The organism is Chitinimonas sp. BJYL2, assembly GCF_027257935.1.
Lineage (GTDB): Bacteria > Pseudomonadota > Gammaproteobacteria > Burkholderiales > Chitinimonadaceae > Chitinimonas.
The window spans coordinates 291,564-309,938 of sequence record NZ_JANZKW010000001.1 but is presented as its reverse complement, the minus strand read 5'-3'; the positions used below and the strand labels follow the sequence as shown (position 1 = coordinate 309,938).

General features: G+C 61.9%; 13 protein-coding genes. 7 read left to right on the top strand and 6 right to left on the bottom strand.

Annotated features, from left to right (window positions below; translation table 11 throughout):
* Window positions 1-15: 15 nt before the first annotated feature.
* Window positions 16-2,232, top strand: a complete 2,217-nt coding sequence (locus O9X62_RS01450; protein ID WP_269530999.1) for a TonB-dependent siderophore receptor — start codon at window positions 16-18, stop codon at window positions 2,230-2,232.
* Between the two features lie 66 nt (window positions 2,233-2,298).
* Here O9X62_RS01450 and O9X62_RS01445 read toward each other — a convergent pair whose 3' ends face one another.
* Window positions 2,299-3,396: an ABC transporter substrate-binding protein gene (locus tag O9X62_RS01445; RefSeq protein WP_269530998.1), complete on the bottom strand. Its 1,098-nt coding sequence runs from the start codon at window positions 3,394-3,396 to the stop codon at window positions 2,299-2,301.
* Between the two features lie 260 nt (window positions 3,397-3,656).
* On the opposite strand from O9X62_RS01445, the gene O9X62_RS01440 reads away from it, so the two are divergent.
* On the top strand, window positions 3,657-3,815 hold the full coding sequence (locus tag O9X62_RS01440; RefSeq protein ID WP_269530997.1) for a hypothetical protein: 159 nt from the start codon (window positions 3,657-3,659) through the stop codon (window positions 3,813-3,815).
* A gap of 60 nt (window positions 3,816-3,875) precedes the next feature.
* Complete coding sequence (locus tag O9X62_RS01435; protein WP_269530996.1) at window positions 3,876-4,253, top strand: homoserine dehydrogenase; 378 nt, start codon at window positions 3,876-3,878, stop codon at window positions 4,251-4,253.
* Between the two features lie 6 nt (window positions 4,254-4,259).
* On the opposite strand, the gene O9X62_RS01430 is transcribed toward O9X62_RS01435, so the two are convergent.
* Together O9X62_RS01430 and O9X62_RS01425 are read right to left on the bottom strand one after the other, a co-directional pair.
* Window positions 4,260-6,026, bottom strand: coding sequence for an ABC transporter ATP-binding protein (locus O9X62_RS01430; RefSeq protein ID WP_269530995.1), 1,767 nt, complete (start codon window positions 6,024-6,026; stop codon window positions 4,260-4,262).
* On the bottom strand, window positions 6,016-7,758 hold the full coding sequence (locus O9X62_RS01425; protein WP_269530994.1) for an ABC transporter transmembrane domain-containing protein: 1,743 nt from the start codon (window positions 7,756-7,758) through the stop codon (window positions 6,016-6,018). Before O9X62_RS01425 ends, O9X62_RS01430 begins: the two co-directional genes overlap by 11 nt.
* 178 nt (window positions 7,759-7,936) lie before the next feature.
* Here O9X62_RS01425 and O9X62_RS01420 point away from each other — a divergent pair, with 178 nt between their 5' ends.
* Complete coding sequence (locus tag O9X62_RS01420; protein ID WP_269530993.1) at window positions 7,937-8,857, top strand: DUF808 domain-containing protein; 921 nt, start codon at window positions 7,937-7,939, stop codon at window positions 8,855-8,857.
* Between the two features lie 134 nt (window positions 8,858-8,991).
* On the opposite strand, the gene O9X62_RS01415 is transcribed toward O9X62_RS01420, so the two are convergent.
* The 3 genes from O9X62_RS01415 to aceA form a co-directional block, all read right to left on the bottom strand.
* Window positions 8,992-10,419, bottom strand: coding sequence for a diguanylate cyclase (locus tag O9X62_RS01415; protein WP_269530992.1), 1,428 nt, complete (start codon window positions 10,417-10,419; stop codon window positions 8,992-8,994).
* A gap of 87 nt (window positions 10,420-10,506) precedes the next feature.
* Complete coding sequence (locus O9X62_RS01410) at window positions 10,507-12,669, bottom strand: malate synthase G (protein ID WP_269530991.1); 2,163 nt, start codon at window positions 12,667-12,669, stop codon at window positions 10,507-10,509.
* A 220-nt stretch (window positions 12,670-12,889) separates the two neighbouring features.
* Window positions 12,890-14,188 (bottom strand): isocitrate lyase, encoded by a 1,299-nt coding sequence (aceA, locus tag O9X62_RS01405; RefSeq protein ID WP_269530990.1) that lies wholly within the window; start codon window positions 14,186-14,188, stop codon window positions 12,890-12,892.
* 346 nt (window positions 14,189-14,534) lie between these two features.
* Here aceA and grpE point away from each other — a divergent pair, with 346 nt between their 5' ends.
* The 3 genes from grpE (at window position 14,535) to dnaJ (ending at window position 18,333) form a co-directional block, all read left to right on the top strand.
* Window positions 14,535-15,083: a nucleotide exchange factor GrpE gene (gene grpE / locus O9X62_RS01400; protein ID WP_269530989.1), complete on the top strand. Its 549-nt coding sequence runs from the start codon at window positions 14,535-14,537 to the stop codon at window positions 15,081-15,083.
* 113 nt (window positions 15,084-15,196) lie between these two features.
* A complete protein-coding gene (gene dnaK, locus O9X62_RS01395) occupies window positions 15,197-17,116 on the top strand; it encodes a molecular chaperone DnaK (protein ID WP_269530988.1) in 1,920 nt (639 codons plus the stop codon).
* Window positions 17,117-17,202: 86 nt separating this feature from the next.
* Complete coding sequence (dnaJ, locus tag O9X62_RS01390; protein ID WP_269530987.1) at window positions 17,203-18,333, top strand: molecular chaperone DnaJ; 1,131 nt, start codon at window positions 17,203-17,205, stop codon at window positions 18,331-18,333.
* Window positions 18,334-18,375: the final 42 nt, after the last annotated feature.

Here is an 18,375-nt window from a genome sequence, read left to right as displayed (position 1 = left end):
ATTGAGGAGGAATTCGTGCCCCTGTATCCCCCGTGTCCACGCGCTCCCCTGTACCTGCTGCTGAGCGCGATGTGCGTCGTGACGGCGCAGGCGGCGGACCCCGATGCTTCCGCCAAAGACACCACCCCGCCCCCCAAGACAGAGTCAGCGACCAAGGCGGATGAGAAAATCAATGTAACCGGACGCCAGATCACCGACACCGATCGCCGTCGTGCCAGCTCCGCCGCCAAGATCGTGGTGGGCCGGGAAGAGATCGCCCAGTATGGGGATACGAACCTGGGAGATGTGCTCAAGCGTCTGCCTGGTGTAACCCTTGGCGGCACACCGGGTCGCCGCGGGGGCGAGATCCGCATGCGTGGACTCGGCAGCGGCTACACGCAGATCCTGCTCAATGGCGAACCCGCACCGCGCGGCTTCTCGCTCGATTCTATGTCGCCCGATCAGATCGAACGGATCGAAGTGATGCGCGCGCCCACGGCCGAACATAGTGCCCAGGCCATTGCTGGCACCATCAATATCGTTTTGCGTGAAGATGCCCGCAAACGCCTCAGCGAAGCCAAGTTCACGCTCAACGACAACGGCCGAGGCCTTCAGCCCGGCATTGCCTTGCAGCACAACGACAAGGTGGGCAGCCTGGGTTACACGCTATCGGCCAACTTTGACCAGAGCCGCGGCAAAGATGAATCCAGCAGTGGCACGCTAGGTTACGCCGCCGATGGCCGCCTCAATTTCCGCGAAGACAGCAGCAACCGGTCGCAGTTTCAGTCCCGTCGCCTGATGGCCAGCCCGCGGCTTAACTGGAAGATCAGTGAGGACGATAGCCTCACGGCACAGACCTTCATTTTCCACTCCGACAATCGTTACACCTACACCGGCCAGCTCGAACGTCCGTTGGGCGAGCCTGCCCCCTATACGAGCAGCGCTGGCGATGGCGATGGCAGCTTCGACATGCTGCGTGGCTCCGGCAACTGGCAACGCAAGCTGGATGAGGGACGTAAACTCAATGTCCGCTTCGGCTTCAATGCCAACCGTAACGACAACACGTCCGAGCGCCGCGAGTATCTGGCCGATGGCACCCTGCGCCTGCGTCGTCACGACGACTCGCGCACCGAGGACAACGGCTTCACGACGGGTGGCAAATGGTCTACGCCGATCGGTGAGACACACGCACTGGCACTGGGCTGGGATGCTGATCTGAGCAAGCGCACCCAGGATCGCAAGGTGATCGAGAACGGCGTGCCGCAGATCACCGAGTTTGGTGATGTGATCAACGCCAGCACCCGTAAACTCGCCGCCTTTGTGCAGGACGAGTGGGATATCAACCCGCAGTGGTCGGCATATGGCGGTGTGCGATGGGAAAGCATCACGGTGGAAAGCCGCGACAAGCTGACCCAGATCGAGCGTACCAGCAGTGTGGTCAGCCCGACCTTCCATACGGTATGGCGGATTCCGGGCAAGAAGAATGACCAGATCCGCGCCAATCTCACGCGCAGCTATCGCGCACCGAATACCTGGGATCTGGCTGGTCGGCCCTATGTCTCCACAGACAACAGCCCCACCAATCCGGATCGCAGCGGCAATCCCAATCTGCAGCCTGAACTCGCTTGGGGCCTGGAAGTGGCGTACGAGCATTACCTGAGCCAGAACGGCCTGGTGAGCGCCAATCTGTTTACGCGGCGTATCGATCAGTTGATTCGCCGCCAGACCAGCCAGCAAGCCGATGGCCGCTGGCTCAATCAGCCAGTGAATCTGGCCGGTGCCAGTACGCGGGGCGTGGAGCTGGAAGCCAAGTTCCGCATAGGCGAGCTGATCGAGTCCGATCTGCAACTGGATGTACGTGCCAATCTCAGCCAGTACTGGTCCAGCGTGGATGGCATTCCCGGCCCCAACAACCGGCTTGATCGGCAGGCCAAGCAAACGGCCAATCTGGGCGTGGATTACCGCTTTCGCAGCGTGCCGCTGACGATTGGGGCTAACTACAACTGGGTGCCGGGTTACACGGTGCAGACGAGCAGCAGTGAAACCAGCGATACCGGCCCGCGCCGCGTGCTGGATGCCTACGCCCTGTGGCGTTTTGGCCCGGCTGCGCAGCTGCGCGTGTCGGGATCCAATCTCAGCCATGCCGATTCAACCAGCGGTAGTACCCTTCAGCAAGGTGGGGTCTACCGAGTGAGCAGCAATCGCAACAAGACCTTCGTCAACTGGAACGCGACGCTCGAACTCAAGTTCTGAGCTGGCAGTGGCAAGTAAGAAGGGCGCTCAGCAATGAGCGCCTTTCTTTTGGCCGGGTACCGCTACTTAGTTGACCAATCGCCCCGAGCCCGAGAACACCGCCAGATCCACAAAACGCGACGCCCGGCTATTGGTGCCGTCCATTTTCAGCGCAAAGCCACCCAGATTGCGCCGATAGCTATCCAGATTGCGGCGTAGCGCGACGCTGCTGGCATCGCCGCCACGCAGCGCATCGACGAGCATGCGCGCGGCCAGATAGCCCTCCATCGAGGCATAGCTGGGCGGTTCATCGCGGTACTTCTTCAAGGCGCTGACGAACTCGCGCGCAATCGGCAGCGTGGGATTGTAGGGAGAGGGTACCAGCGCGCTGACGGCCACCCAGCGGATCGCCTCATTGCCCAGGAACTCCTGCATGGTTTGCGGATTGACCCAAGACAGCGCATAGAACGGCGTGCTGCCCCGCAAGCGCTGATAGGCCTGCACAAACGCGGCTGCATTGATGGTCGGCGAGGCGAGAATTACGGCTTGCGGTGCCTTGCCGGCCAGCTGGGCGGCGGCGGCGTCGATATCGCCGCCTTGGGCCGGCAGGCGCACAAAGCCCGTGAGGGCGACATGGTTGTCCTTGAGCAGCTTGCCGATCTGGCCGGCAATGCTGCGGCTCAGTGCGTCGTCGCCTACGACCACGCCCATCTGGCGGATACCGCTTTGCGCGGCGATGCGGCTGATCTTGGCGATCTCGTCCACAGAACTGGCGCGCAGGCTGTACACGGCGGGCCCCAGCGTCTGTTCGGACCCGATATAGGGTGCCACCAGCGGCACGCCGGCCAGCTGCTTGTCCGCCAGCACTTTCAGCACATTGTCGTCACCAAACAGGCCGAACAGGGCAACAGGACGGTACTGGCTCACCAGTTTACGGCTCAGCACCACCGTGCTTGCGGGGTCGCCACCGTCATCGGCAACCACCAGATTGATCGGTCGGCCGTTCACGCCGCCTGCCGCGTTGATCTGGTCGAAATAGGTGCGGGCGCCGGTAACGAAATCGCGCGCAGTGTTGCTGTTGGGGCCGCTGAGGTCGGCGACCTGAACCACATCGATGGCAGGCCCGGCAAACGCGGCGGGTAGCAGGGCGGCAAGCAGGAACAAATGGCGTAAGTAGCGGGGCATGGCAGGCGGACTCGGTTTCAGGTTGCCCTGCAGCATGCGCGCATATTGTTATCGTCTTATGAAGGCCGCGCGCGGTGATGCTGCCGCCATGGCGCTTGCTGATGATCTGGCGTCGTTTATCCGTGCTTGGCGCATTTTGTCCGTGTTGGACAGCAACTGGTCGCAAGTGCCTCGAAGCTGGACCTGCGACCACGCATGATGCAAGCCATCAGAGGAGCACAACGCTTCTCCCTAAACAAAATCAGTACCAGGAGAAAATCATGCAACGCACCTTCATCAACGATCTGTTCCAGTCCACTCTCGTCGTCAGCGTCGCTGCGCTGTTTGCCGTGGCACTGATCAGCGAATTCACGGCAACGGTGGATCAGGCCGAACCGGCCGCCCAGGTAGCCAGCACGGAACAAGTCGTTCGCGCCTGAGCCGCTGAGGTTCTATACCTATCTGCAGGCGCGATGTGCGCCCAAGGATAAGGAGCAGGCATGAACAACCAGCGTATCGCGATCATTGGCCTGGGGCGTATCGGTTCGGCCTTTCTGGACAAGATGTTGCCGCGACATGGTCAGGGTATCGAGCTTGTGTGTGTGGCCGAAGTCCACGACACCCCCGGCCGTCAGCAGGCCATCAAGGCTGGTATCGGTGTACGCACCCTGGATGATGTGGTGCATCTGGGGCAAGGCGTGGATGTGATCTTCGACCTCACCGGCCTGCCCGATATCCGCCGTGAGCTACGCGAAAAGCTGGCCATCAGCGGCAACCGTCACACTACCATTGCTTCCGAATCCGTGGTCCGGGTGATCTGGTCGCTGATCTCCACCGATATCCTGCCGGTGATCGAGGGCCGACAGGTCGGCTACTGAGGCCGCTCAGTCTTGATCCGGCGTATCACCGATCTGCTGCAGCAGATAAAGGCGCTGATAGATGCCCTGTGGAATCGCCATCAGCGCTTCATGATTGCCCTGCTCGGCAATCCGGCCATGATTGAGCACCACGATCTGATCCGCATCGCGAATCGTCGATAGCCGGTGGGCAATCGACACCATTGTCACCTTGCCGTGCAGCGCGCTGAGCGCCTGCTGCACGATCTGCTCGGTTTCCGAATCGATATGCGCCGTCGCCTCATCCAGAAACAGGATGCGCGGCTGGCCGGCCAGCGCGCGGGCAATCGCGATCAACTGCTTCTGGCCGCTCGATAACAGCGCGCCGCCTTCACCCAGCTGCGTGGCGTAGCCGTTTTGCAGACGCGTGATGAAGTCGTGGCAGTGTGCTGCGCGGGCAGCGGTTTCTATCGTGGCATCATCCAGACCGCGACCCATGTCGATATTCTCGCGCGCACTCGCGGCCAGCAGGAACGGCTCCTGCGGGATCAACCCGACCTGAGCGCGGAAACCGGCGTCATCAAACTGCGCCAGTGGCGTGCCGTCGATCAGGATCTTTCCGCTTTGCGGCTGATAGAAGCGCAAGAGCAAGGACAGCAGTGTGGACTTGCCGCTACCCGTGTGGCCGACGATCCCGACAAAGGCACCGGCCGGGATAGCCAGACTCAAGTCATGCAGCACAGGGTGTTCAGGCGTGTAGCCAAAGCGCAGTGCATCGAGTTCGATGCAGCCGTGGGCTATGCGCAGCGGGGTGGCTTGTTCTACTCGCGCCGAGTCGGTGGGTTCCTGCAGCAGCGTATCAACGCGCGATGCAGCCACCACGGCTTGCTGCAGCTGGCTGAACTGCAGGGTGATCTGGATCAGCGGGTCCACCACGCGGCCCAGCAGGCTCACGAAGGCATAGAGGATGCCCACTTCCATGCCGCTGATCGTGCGGCTGCCAAAGCCGTAGATCACCGTGACCAAGAGCAGCACATTCAGCAGGTCGAGCATGGGGCGCAACAGCCAGGCATTGGCGCGCAGTTCGCTGCAACGGGCGTCGAAATAGCCTTCGGTCGCGCGGCCAAAGCGCTGATTGAAGCGGCCCACCGCGCCGGCTGCCTGCAAGACGGCCATACCGGCGATGCTCTCGGCGATCTGCGCGTTGATTTCCGAGCGCAGCTCGCGTGCACGCGCAACTGCCGGTGCCGAGAAGCGCTGGTAGAACCAGACGATCACCACCACGGCCGGCACCAGCAGCAGCACGATCAACATCAGTCGCCAATCGAGCCAGGCCATGGCGGCGAGTGCGCCGAGCACGACGATGCTGCTGTCGAGCATCACGAACAGCACTTGCACATAGAGGCTTTTGACCTGCTCGGTATCGTTGGTGACGCGGCTGACCAGCTGGCCGGTAATCGCACGGTCGAAAAACGCCATGGGCAGGCGCAGCACATGGCCATAAACCTGTTCCCGCAGCCGCTGCACTGATCGCATGGCCACGCCGGCCAGCCGTACCAGCTGCACATAGCGCAGCAGGCTGGCGATCCAGCCGCTGAGCAGCAGGCCGCCGAGCAACATGACAATGCCGGGCCAGTCGAGCTGACGCGGCAGCAGGTAATCGTCGATGAAGTGACGGCCTAGCAGCGGGCCGATGGCCTCCAGCGCCGCGGCGACAATCAGCCAGGCGAGGCCGTGCCAGAGGTGCGATTTTTCGGGCGCGGCGGCGTGCTGCATCAGCGCGACTGCGCGGCGCGTGTTGGTATCAATCCGCATCGAGGCTGGCCTCCAGTTGCTGATAGCGCCACTGCGCGGCGTACCAGCCATCGCGCACGAGCAGTTCGGCGTGGGTGCCGGTTTCGCTGATATGGCCGTGACGCAGGACGAGGATCTGGTCGGCATCCATCACGGCTGACAAGCGATGACTGGCGATGATGACCGTGCGGCCCTGCCGCGCACTGCGCAGATGGCCGAGGATATCGGTTTCGGTTTGGGTATCGACAGCCGACAGCGCGTCGTCGAGCAGCAGCAAAGGTGCGTCGGCCAGCAGCGCGCGGGCAATTGCCACGCGCTGGCGCTGCCCACCCGACAGCGTGACGCCGCGTTCGCCAACCGGTGTGTCGTAGCCTTGCGGCAGACGGGCGATATCGTCGTGCACGGCCGCTAGCCGCGCCGCCTGTTCGATCTGCTCACGGCTTGCATCAGGGCGAGATAGTGCGATGTTCTCGGCAATGCTGGCCGAAAACAGGAAGGGCTCTTGCGGCACCCAGGCAATCGCATTGCTGAGTGTGGTCAGCGTGTAATCGTGCAGCTCGACACCGTTCCAGCGTTGTGTGCCGGCACAGCTAGCGTACTGGCGCAGTAGCACACGCAGCAGGCTGGATTTACCTGAGCCGGTCGGGCCGACCAGGCCCAGCGTCTGCCCCGGCGCGAGTGTGAACGACACATCCTGCAAGGCATCGGTCTGTTGGCCCGGATAGCGCAGTGCGACCTGGTCAAACACCAAGTGCCCCGGCTTCAGCGTGGTGATCTTGCCTTCGTCGGCCATGGCCAGCGGTGCATCGAGCACTGGTTGCAAGCGCCCCCAGGCCGCGCGGCCGCGTTCGATCAGCGACAGCACCCAGCCCGCTGCAAACATCGGCCAGATCAGCTGGCCCAGATACATGGTGAACGCCGTGAGCTGGCCAACCGACAGTGCCTGTTGCCAGACCAGCTGACCGCCATAGCCCAGTGCCAGCACGGTGGCGGCAACCAGCGTCAGCCCCACGGCGGGTTCGTACGCCGCTTCCCAGCGCTGCGCACGCAGACTGGCGCGCGCTGCACGGCCGGCCAGCTGGCTGAAATCGGCAGCAGCGCGGTGTTCGAGGCCCAGCGCACGCACGGTGCGCACGCCCGACAGCGTTTCCTGCACATGGTCGTTGAGCGCGCTGAAGCGTTCGAGCGCGTCCTTGCTGGCATGGTGGATGCGATTGGAAATCGCCCAGAACGCCAGCGCCATCAAGGGAAACGGCAGCAGGGCGATGGCGGCGAGCTGCCAGTTGATCGCCAGCGTCATTGTTGCCACCACCATCACCAGCGTCAGCGTGCCGTCAAAGCCAGCCAGCATGGCCTCGCCCGACGCCATTTCGACGGCATCGACATCATTGGTGGCCAGCGCCATCAGATCGCCAGTGCGCTGCTGCTGGAAGAAGGCCGGCCCTTGCAGGCTCATGCGCTGGTACAAACGTCGCCGCAGCTCCACGCCGAGCCGGTAGCTGGCCACAAAAAGCTGCAAACGCCAACCCACGCGCAGGAAGTAGATACCGATACCGGCGAGCACCAGTTTGCCCAGCGGCAGCCACAGATCCTGCGCAGTGAGCGTGCCTGCGACGAGGCCATCGACAATCGCGCCGACCTGACGCGGAATCCACACGGTCAGCAGGGCAACCCCGGCCAGCATCAGGGCCGAGAGCAGATAGGGACGCCAGTGCTGGCGAATGAAACGACCGATGAGCCGGGAGAGGGACATGCGCAGGCCTACGCTTGTGGCGAGGAGGGCCCATGATTCTACGGGCAAGCGGGCTTGCCGCGCCAAGCAAGCTGGAGTGCCCGCACCGGGTAAGGGCATTCACGTCTGCTGACATCGGGCTACAATCGGGCCTACCCGCCTGCGCCTGCACTGTGCGCTTAACCTGCAAGGACACCCGATGGCCGCATCCAGCCTGTTTGCCCTGATCGACGACATTGCCACCATTCTTGACGATGTGGCGGTGATGACCAAAGTGGCTGCCAAGAAGACCGCCGGTGTACTCGGTGATGATCTGGCGCTCAATGCCCAGCAGGTTTCCGGCGTGAATGCCGACCGCGAATTACCGGTGGTCTGGGCCGTGGCCAAGGGCTCGGTGCGCAACAAGGTGATTCTGGTGCCGGCGGCACTGTTGATCAGCGCCATTGCGCCTTGGGCGGTGTTGCCGCTGCTGATGCTGGGCGGGGCCTTCCTGTGTTTTGAAGGTGTGGAAAAGCTGGCGCACAAGTTCCTGCACAAGCCGGAAGAGGACGAAGCCCACCATGCCGAGCACCTGCGTGCACTGGCGGATCCTGCTGTGGATATGGTGGAAATGGAGCGCGAAAAGATTCGCGGTGCTGTCCGTACCGATTTCATCCTCTCGGCCGAAATCATCGTGATTGCACTGGGTACGGTGGCCAACGCGCCATTCGGCCAGCGTGTCGCGGTGCTGGTGGGGATTGCCGCCATCATGACGGTAGGCGTGTATGGCCTGGTAGCCGGCATTGTCAAACTCGACGACGCCGGGCTTCATCTGAGCAAGATGCGTCAAGCAGCGGCACAACAAGTCGGCCGCGCCTTGCTATGGCTGGCGCCTTGGTTGATGAAGTCGCTCTCCGTGCTGGGCACTGCGGCCATGTTCCTTGTGGGCGGCAGCATCCTGATCCACGGGGTGCCGGCGGCTCATCACCTGATCGAAGACTGGGCCAGCGGTGCGGGCGGCATGGGGTGGCTGGTCACCACGCTCAGCGAGGGCGTAATTGGTGTGATCGCCGGCGCGGTGGTACTACTGATGGTGAAGGCTGGCGAGAAGGTGTGGACCAGCCTGCGAAAACCAGCCTGACTGAAGACGGCGGTGATGCTTGGCGGGGCTAGGCGTCCCGCTGAAAGTGGAGACGAGCGGGCAGAGAGTGCGCAGGCCAAGCGTTCGCGGCTTGCCGTGGCGATCCATGCTGTCGCCTCCGGGTGCGGTGATGGCTAAGCCGCCACCACGCAGTTGCGGCCCGCGCGTTTGGCGGCATACAGACGCTGGTCGGCCTGTTCGAGCAGTGTTTCAGCGTTGCCGCCGGCCGTTTGCTCGTCCCAGTGTGCCAGGCCTGCGCTGATGGTGATGCGCAAGATCTGACCGCCGGCCTCGATATCCTGCGCTGCCAATGCTTCACGGATACGTTCGAGCGCACGCAAGGCATCGTCCCGAGCTGTTTCCGGAAAGAGGATCGCAAATTCCTCGCCACCGATGCGAGCGGCAATATCGATATTGCGCAGACTGGCTTGCAGGTGGCGGGCGAGTGCCACCAGCACGGCGTCACCGCGTGGGTGGCCGTGCTTGTCATTGATCTGCTTGAAGTGATCGATATCGATCAAGGCAAGTGCAAAGCCGCGACCGCTACGGTGGGCGCGTTCGATTTCATGCTCGACCTCCGGTATCAGGGTCCGCCGATTCGGTAATCCGGTCAGCGCGTCATGATTGGCGCGGTATTGCCAGTCCTGCTTGGCCAGCAAGGTGCGCATGAGGTCATCGTGCTGCAGCATCAGGCCCAGAGTGATCAGCGCGGTCGACAGCAGGAAGGCCTGCAGCATGAATCGAGAGTGCGCCACGTTACCCACATTGAAAGGGCCGAGATTGTGCCCGGCCAGTGCCACGATCAGGCATAGCGTCACGGCCAAGGCCAGCAGCGTCGCATGGTCGGGGACGCGGAAAACCAGGTAGAGCATCACCGGCATCACCAGAAAAATCAGCCCGGCAACGTGTTCAAAGGCCAGCCAGGCCAGCAACACCGCCAGCCCCGTGACGCAGGCCCAGGCACGCCAGTCGCGGAACGCCATCGGCGTGCGCCTTTGCCAAGCGTGGATCAGCGGATAGCTGATGAGGATGCCCAAGCTGTCGGCAAACAACAGCATGGCCACAAAAGCGGGGCCGGCTTCGATGTCGATGTAGCGGCCGATAACCAGATTGGTGGCCAGAATCAATGCAGACACCAGTGTGGGCAGGGCGCAGACGCGCAGGATGAACGGAAAGAGGTCCCCCAGATACGTTAATCCATAGGGGAGATGGAACTTCAGCATCCGGGCTGCCAGCCAGGGAGCGAGTGTGTCGGCACCCGCTGCGACTGAGGTATGCAGCACCTGCATCAGGCTTGAGGCATGCGCCATGCCCGGTAGGTTGGCGCTGAAACTGGCCATGAATATCATTGCCAGCGCAACAGGTCCGCCCACCACACACATGGCCAAGCCGATGCCGGCAGGTAGCCAAAGCAGTGTGATGTTGGCCGGCTGGAGCGAGAATATGGTCATGCCAAGCCGGGCGCTCAGGTAGTAAGCCAAAGCGGCTAGCAGCAACCAGTGCCAGTTGGATTGGGTGGCGGATAGAGGGGCGGGCTGGGTGTATGGGCCGTACATACTCATGATTCTAGGCCATGAGTCGTCATTTCACGGTTGCGCCGGATCTGTCTCAGCAGACCCGGCGCAAATCCGGCCTGTAGCAGGTTCAGCTTACCCGCCTGCTTTCACGGCCAGCCGTGCCTGATGCAGCAAAGGCTCGGTGTAGCCATTGGGCTGCTTCGTGCCTTCGAAAATCAAGTCACTGGCGGCCTGGAAGGCGATGCTGGTGGCGAAATTACCCGCCATGGCTTGGTAAGCCGCATCCCCCGCATTCTGCGCATCGACCACTGCGGCCATGCGTTCCAGCGCGGCCTGCACCTGCTCGCGGGTGACCACGCCATGGCGCAGCCAGTTGGCGACGTGCTGGCTGCTGATACGCAGCGTGGCACGATCTTCCATCAGGCCCACATTGTGGATATCGGGCACTTTGGAACAGCCCACGCCCTGGTCTACCCAGCGCACCACATAGCCAAGAATGCCCTGGCAGTTGTTGTCGAGTTCGGACTGGATATCGGCGGCCGACCAATCCGTGCTCGGCGCCAGCGGCGGCGTGAGCAGATCGTCCAGGCTGGCGCGGGTGCGCAGCTTGAGTTCGTTTTGGCGCGCGAACACATCGACCTGGTGGTAATGCAGCGCGTGCAGCACGGCGCCGGTGGGCGAGGGCACCCAGGCGCAGTTGGCGCCGGCCTGCGGGTGGCCAAGCTTGGCCTTCATCATCTCCGCCATCAGATCAGGCTTGGGCCACATGCCCTTGCCGATCTGCGCCTTGCCTTGCAAGCCGCACAGCAGGCCTACATCGACATTGGCGTCTTCGTAAGCCTTGATCCAGGCGGTGGACTTGATCGCTTCCTTGCGCACCATCACGCCGGCTTCCATGGACGTATGAATCTCGTCGCCGGTGCGGTCCATGAAGCCGGTGTTGATGAAAATGATGCGTTCACGCGCTGCGCGGATGCATGCCTTGAGGTTCACGCTGGTGCGGCGCTCCTCGTCCATCACGCCGATCTTCAGCGTATTGACGGGCAGGCCCAGCAGGGTCTCGACGCGGGCGAACAGCTCGACCGCGAAGGCAACTTCATCGGGGCCGTGCATCTTCGGCTTCACGATATAGAACGAACCGGTGCGGCTATTGCGCAGCGCGCCACGGCGGTCGATATCGACCTTGGCGATCAGTGCGGTAACGGCGGCATCCATGATGCCCTCGTACACTTCTTCGCCCTGCCAGCTAATGGCCGGGTTGCGCATCAGGTGGCCCACATTGCGCAGCAGCATCAGAGAGCGGCCATGCAGGCTCAGCTCGCCGCCCTGGGCCGATTTGTAGACGCGGTCGGCGTTCATGCGGCGGGTGACTGGCTTGCCACCCTTCTCGAACGTGTCTTCGAGCGTGCCCAGCATCAGGCCCAGCCAGTTGCGATACACCTCCACCTTGTCTTCGGCGTCGACGGCGGCGACTGAGTCTTCGCAATCCTGAATCGTGGTGATGGCGGCTTCGAGGACGATGTCCTTGACGCGTGCGGGGTCGGTTGCGCCGATCGGGTGCTTGGCGTCGATCTGGATTTCGACATGCAGGCCGTTGTGCTTGAGCAAGATGCTGTCTGGCGTTGCGGCCGAGCCGGTGTAGCCCACGAACGCACCCGGGTCTTGCAGGCCAGTGGTTTCGCCACCCTTCAGGGCCACCAGCAGGCGGCCATTGGCCACGCTGTAGAGGGTGACATCGTTGTGCGAACCGGCTTGCAGCGCAAAGGTCTGGTCTAGGAACTGACGACCGAATTCAACGACCTTGGCCCCGCGCACCGGGTTGTAACCCTTGCCCTTGTCGGCACCGCCGGTCTCCGCGATCACATCGGTGCCGTAGAGCGCGTCGTACAGCGAACCCCAGCGCGCGTTGGCGGCGTTGAGTGCATAGCGCGCGTTCTTGACGGGTACCACCAGCTGCGGGCCGGCCATGCGGGCGATTTCGTCGTCCACATTGGTCGTGGTCACCGCAAAGTCGTCACCTTCTGCCTGCAAGTAGCCGATCTCTGCCAGGAAGGTTTTGTAGGCGGCCAGATTGAACACCGGGTTGGCTTGGTGCCAAGCGTCGATCTTGGCTTGCAGCGCGTCGCGATGGGCGAGCAGCGCGGTGTTCTGCGGTTGCAGATCGGCAATGATGGCCTCAAAGCCGGACCAGAAGGCGTCGGCACTGATGCCGCTGCCGGGAATGGCTTCGTTATTCACGAAGTCGTACAGCTCGCGGGCGATGGCGAGGCTGCCGTGATGGATGCGGTTGCTCATGGGCAAATCCTTGGCTGGCAGGAAACAAAACGCCGCCCGCACTCTTGCGAGCTGGGCGGCGTCCTTGTCGAGTCTTCCACTAACGAGCGTCAGCGAGGCTCCCTCGCGGCGGCGAGGGCGGGGGGTGTGGAGTTGATCAGGGATTGACCGGAAAACCAGTCATCCCGACCAAGGCCGGCTTTGCCGGCCTGGCTCTACACTGTCCCCGTCGCTGCACTGGTCAGTGGAACTGCTCTTCCTCGGTCGAACCGGTCAGCGCGGTCACCGACGACTTGCCACCCTGGATCACGGTGGTCACATCGTCAAAGTAACCGGTGCCGACTTCCTGCTGGTGGCTGACGAAGCTGTAGCCACGGTCGCGGGCGGCGAATTCCGGCTCTTGCACCTTCTCGACATAGGCCGACATGCCGCGGGCCACGTAGTCCTGGGCCAGGTCGAACATGTTGAACCACATGCTGTGGATGCCAGCCAAGGTGATGAACTGGTACTTGTAGCCCATGGCGCCCAGTTCGCGCTGGAACTTGGCGATGGTGGCGTCGTCGAGGTTCTTCTTCCAGTTGAACGACGGCGAGCAGTTGTAGGCCAGCAGCTTGCCCGGATGCTTGGCATGCACGGCTTCGGCGAACTTGCGGGCGAACTCCAGATCCGGCGTGCCGGTTTCGCACCAGACCAGATCGGCGTATTCGGCATAGGCCACAGCGCGGCTGATGGCTTGCTCGATACCCTTCTTGGTCTTGTAGAAACCTTCGGCGGTGCGCTCACCGGTCAGGAAGGGCTTGTCGTTCTCGTCGTAGTCGCTGGTCAGCAGATCAGCAGCTTCGGCATCGGTACGGGCAATCACCAGGGTGGGCACGCCGTACACGTCGGCAGCCATACGGGCGGCGATCAGCTTCTGCACGGCTTCCTGCGTGGGGACCAGCACCTTGCCGCCCATGTGGCCGCACTTCTTCACGCTGGCCAACTGGTCTTCAAAGTGCACGCCACCGGCGCCGGCACGGATCATGGCCTTCATCAGTTCGTAAGCGTTCAGCACGCCGCCGAAACCGGCTTCGGCATCGGCCACGATAGGGGCGAAGTAGTCGATGAAGTCCTTGTCGCCGCGCTCGATACCCTTGCTGTGCTGGATTTCATCGGCGCGGGTGAAGGCGTTGTTGATGCGTTCCACCACCTTGGGCACAGAGTCCACCGGATACAGCGATTGGTCCGGGTACATGGCCGAGTATTCGTTGTTGTCGGCAGCGACTTGCCAGCCGCTCAGGTAGATGGCCTTTACGCCAGCCTTGACCTGTTGCATGGCTTGGCCGCCAGTCAGGGCGCCCAGACAGTTGATGTAAGGCTCGTTGTTGACGAGATTCCACAGCTTTTCGGCACCGCGGCGGGCCAGGCTGTACTCATTCTGGACGGAGCCGCGCAGGCGCTCGACGTCAGCAGCGGTATAGCCGCGCTTGATGCCCTTCCAGCGCGGGTTGGTATCCCAGTCGTGTTGAATGGCGGCAATGCGTTGTTCGCGGGTCGACATATCTAGTACCTCGTTTGTTGCAGCTTGCCCGGCTTAGCCAGAGCAGGCGGATTCATAAGGGAGAGAGCTTGGGTTGCCGGCACAGTTGGTACCCGCATGCACCCAGGCGGTATCGGCTTGGGGCGATATGGACCCGGATCAGGCTGGTGGGCCGGTCTGGGTATTCCTTGCTTTGTGTAGTCGATTATTGGGGAGTTTCATGTGCAGTGCAGCAAGAACTTCCGAGCGGCGGCCCACATGCCACAAATCTGTGGCTGGTCACCGTCAGTGTGAGAAAAAGGCACAGGGCTTGAAAAGCCGATAACCATCCTCATCTTGGGGTCTATTGCTTCAGGAGACCCGTTACATGCAAGCCGAGAACCCCCAAGAAAACCAACAAGATCAACAGCTTGACGCAGATTCTGCGCCGTTCGAGCACGAGGAGGCTGTCGCTGCCGAGAGTCTGGAGGCTCAGGTAGCTGCCTTGGAAGCCAAGGTCGCAGAGCTGCAAAGCGCACTGCTCTACGGCAAGGCCGAGGCCGAGAATATCCGCCGCCGTGCGCAGGATGATGTTGCCGCAGCGCACAAGTACGCCGTGGGCAAGTTCGCTGGCGAGCTGCTGATCGTGAAGGACTGCCTGGAGATGGCGCTCAAGGACAACTCGTCCATCGAGAACATCAAGATGGGCGTGGACATGACCCTGCGCAATCTGGTCACCGCCTTCGAGAAGTTCCAGATCAAGGACATCGAACCGCAGGCCGGTGAGAAGCTGGATCCGCACAAGCACCAGGCCATGAGCACGGTCGAATCCGAGCAGGAAGCCAACACCGTGGTCAGCGTGATGCAGAAGGGATACACCCTGGCAGATCGCGTGCTGCGCCCGGCCATGGTGATCGTGGCCAAGGCCAAGGAATAAAGCATGCAAACCGGGGCTTGAAAGCCATTCAAGCATCCCCACTTAGCTAGCAAGGTTATTCGGATTTCGCCGGCACGGCCGGCAAGCAGATCAAATATTGAGAGGACTAGAACATGGGCAAGATCATCGGTATCGACCTCGGCACCACCAATAGCTGCGTGGCCGTGCTTGAAGGCGGCAACGTCAAGGTCATCGAAAACGCGGAAGGCGCACGCACCACGCCGTCCATCATCGGTTACACCAACGACGACGAAATCCTCGTCGGCGCGCCGGCCAAGCGCCAGGCCGTGACCAACCCCAAGAACACGCTGTATGCCGTGAAGCGCCTGATCGGCCGCAAGTTCGACGAGAAGGAAGTGCAGAAGGACATCGACCTGATGCCCTACACCATCAGCAAGGCCGATAACGGCGACGCCTGGGTGGAAGTAAAGGGCAAGAAGATGGCCCCGCCGCAAATCTCGGCGGAAGTGCTGCGCAAGATGAAGAAGACCGCCGAGGACTATCTGGGCGAAGAAGTGACCGAAGCCGTGATCACGGTGCCGGCCTACTTCAACGACAGCCAGCGCCAGGCCACCAAGGATGCCGGCCGTATCGCCGGTCTGGAAGTGAAGCGCATCATCAACGAACCGACCGCCGCTGCGCTGGCCTTTGGCCTCGACAAGCAGGAAGGCGATCGCAAGATTGCCGTGTTCGACTTGGGCGGCGGTACGTTCGATATCTCCATCATCGAAATCGCCGATGTGGATGGCGAACACCAGTTCGAAGTGCTGTCGACCAACGGCGATACCTTCCTGGGCGGTGAAGACTTCGATCAGCGCCTGATCGATTACATCGTCACCGAGTTCAAGAAGGAACAAGGTATCGATCTGAAGAACGACGTGATGGCCCTGCAGCGTCTCAAGGAAGCCGCTGAAAAGGCCAAGATCGAACTGTCGAGCAGTGAGCAGACCGATATCAACCTGCCTTACGTGACGATGGATGCTACCGGTCCCAAGCACTTGGCCATGAAGATCACCCGTGCCAAGTTCGAAAGCCTGGTCGAAGACCTGATCGAGCGTACGGTTGCACCTTGCCAGCTGGCGATCAAGGATGCCGGTCTGAAGATTTCCGACATCCAGGACGTGATCCTGGTCGGCGGCCAGACCCGTATGCCCAAGGTCATGGAAAAGGTGAAGGAACTGTTCGGCAAGGAAGCACGCCGTGACGTAAACCCTGACGAAGCCGTGGCCGTTGGTGCTGCGATTCAAGGTTCGGTGCTGTCGGGCGACCGCAAGGACGTGCTGCTGCTGGACGTGACCCCGCTGAGCCTGGGTATCGAAACCCTGGGCGGCGTGATGACCAAGCTGATCCAGAAGAACACCACGATCCCGACCAAGGCATCGCAAGTGTTCTCGACCGCCGAAGACAACCAGAGCGCCGTGACCATTCACGTGCTGCAAGGCGAGCGTGAGCGCGCCTCGGCTAACAAGTCGCTGGGTCAGTTCAACCTCGAAGGCATCCCCACGGCTGCCCGCGGCACGCCGCAGATCGAGGTCGAATTCAACATCGACGCCAACGGCATCCTGCACGTATCGGCCAAGGACAAGGCGACCGGCAAGGCCAACAACATCACCATCAAGGCCAACTCGGGCCTGAGCGAAGAAGAGATTCAGCGCATGGTGAAGGACGCCGAAGCCAATGCCGAAGAAGACAAGAAGCTGACCGAACTGGTCGGTGCCCGTAACCAGCTCGAAGGCCTGATCCACTCGGTGAAGAAGTCGCTGGGCGAGTTTGGCGACAAGATCAGTGCCGAGGAAAAGACCGGCATCGAGACGGCGCTGAAAGAAGCCGAAGAGGTCGTGAAGTCGGATGACAAGGCCGTGATCGATGCCAAGTCCGAAGCCCTGATGAAGGCATCGCACTCGCTGGCCGAGAAGATGTATGCGGCCCAGCAAGGTGCTGCCGGTGCCGAGGGTGCGCCCGCTGGCGCCAAGGCGGAAGACGCGAACGTGGTCGATGCCGAGTTCACCGAAGTCAAAGACGACAAGCAATAAGGCGATCAACCTGTCCGTTTGACCGCAAGGCGCAGCGCGGGCTGGTTGATCCAGCCGGCTCTGCGCCTTTGCCGTAAGGAAACAGCATGGCAAAAAAAGACTTCTATCAGGTTCTGGGTGTCAATCGTGATGCCAGCGATGAAGAGATCAAAAAGTCTTATCGCAAACTGGCGATGAAGTACCACCCGGACCGCAATCCGGATAGCAAGGACGCTGAGGAAAAGTTCAAGGAGGCCAAAGAGGCTTACGAGATCCTCTCCGATGGCCAGAAGCGTGCGGCATATGACCAGTACGGCCACGCCGGGGTTGACCCGCAAGCCGGCATGGGCGGTGGTTTTGGCGCCGGGGGTGGCGGCTTTGCCGATGCTTTTGGCGATATCTTTGGCGATATCTTCGGTGGCGGCCGCAATGGCGGTGGGCGCTCCAATGTGTATCGCGGTTCCGACCTGCGTTACAACCTGGAGGTCTCGCTCGAAGAGGCTGCGCGTGGCACCGAAACCAAGATCAAGATTCCTACGCACGAAGAGTGCGATACCTGCCACGGCAGCGGCGCCAAGCCAGGCACCGAACCCAAGACCTGCGGCACTTGCCACGGTCAGGGTCAGGTGCGTATCCAGCAAGGCTTCTTCTCGTTGCAACAGACCTGCCCGACCTGCCACGGGACCGGCAAGGTGATTCCCGACCCCTGCCGTAGCTGTCATGGCCAGGGGCGCATCAAGACGCAGAAGACGTTGAGCGTGAAGATTCCGGCCGGCGTGGACGAGGGCGATCGCATCCGCCTCAGTGGCGAGGGCGAGCCCGGTGTCAACGGCGGGCCACCCGGCGATCTGTACGTGGTCATCCATATCCGCCAGCACAGCGTGTTCGAGCGCGAAGGCAATGATTTGCATTGCGAAATGCCGATCAGCTTTGCGATTGCTGCACTGGGCGGCGAGATCGAGATCCCCACGCTCGATGGCGCGGTCAAGCTCAAGATCCCGGCCGAAACGCAAACGGGTGCCGTGTTCCGCCTGCGTGGCAAGGGCATCAAGGGTGTGCGCTCCGCGATCACGGGCGATTTGATGTGCCATGTGGTCGTAGAGACGCCGGTCAAGCTCACGGATCGGCAGAAAGAGCTGCTGCGCGAGTTCGAGAACATCAGCCTCGAAGACGACGCCAAGCACAATCCGCGTGCCAACTCGTGGATGGACAAGGTGAAGGACTTCTTCTCCAATTGATCTCGCCCTGCAAGACAGGGAGGTCTGCCTCTACGCACAACG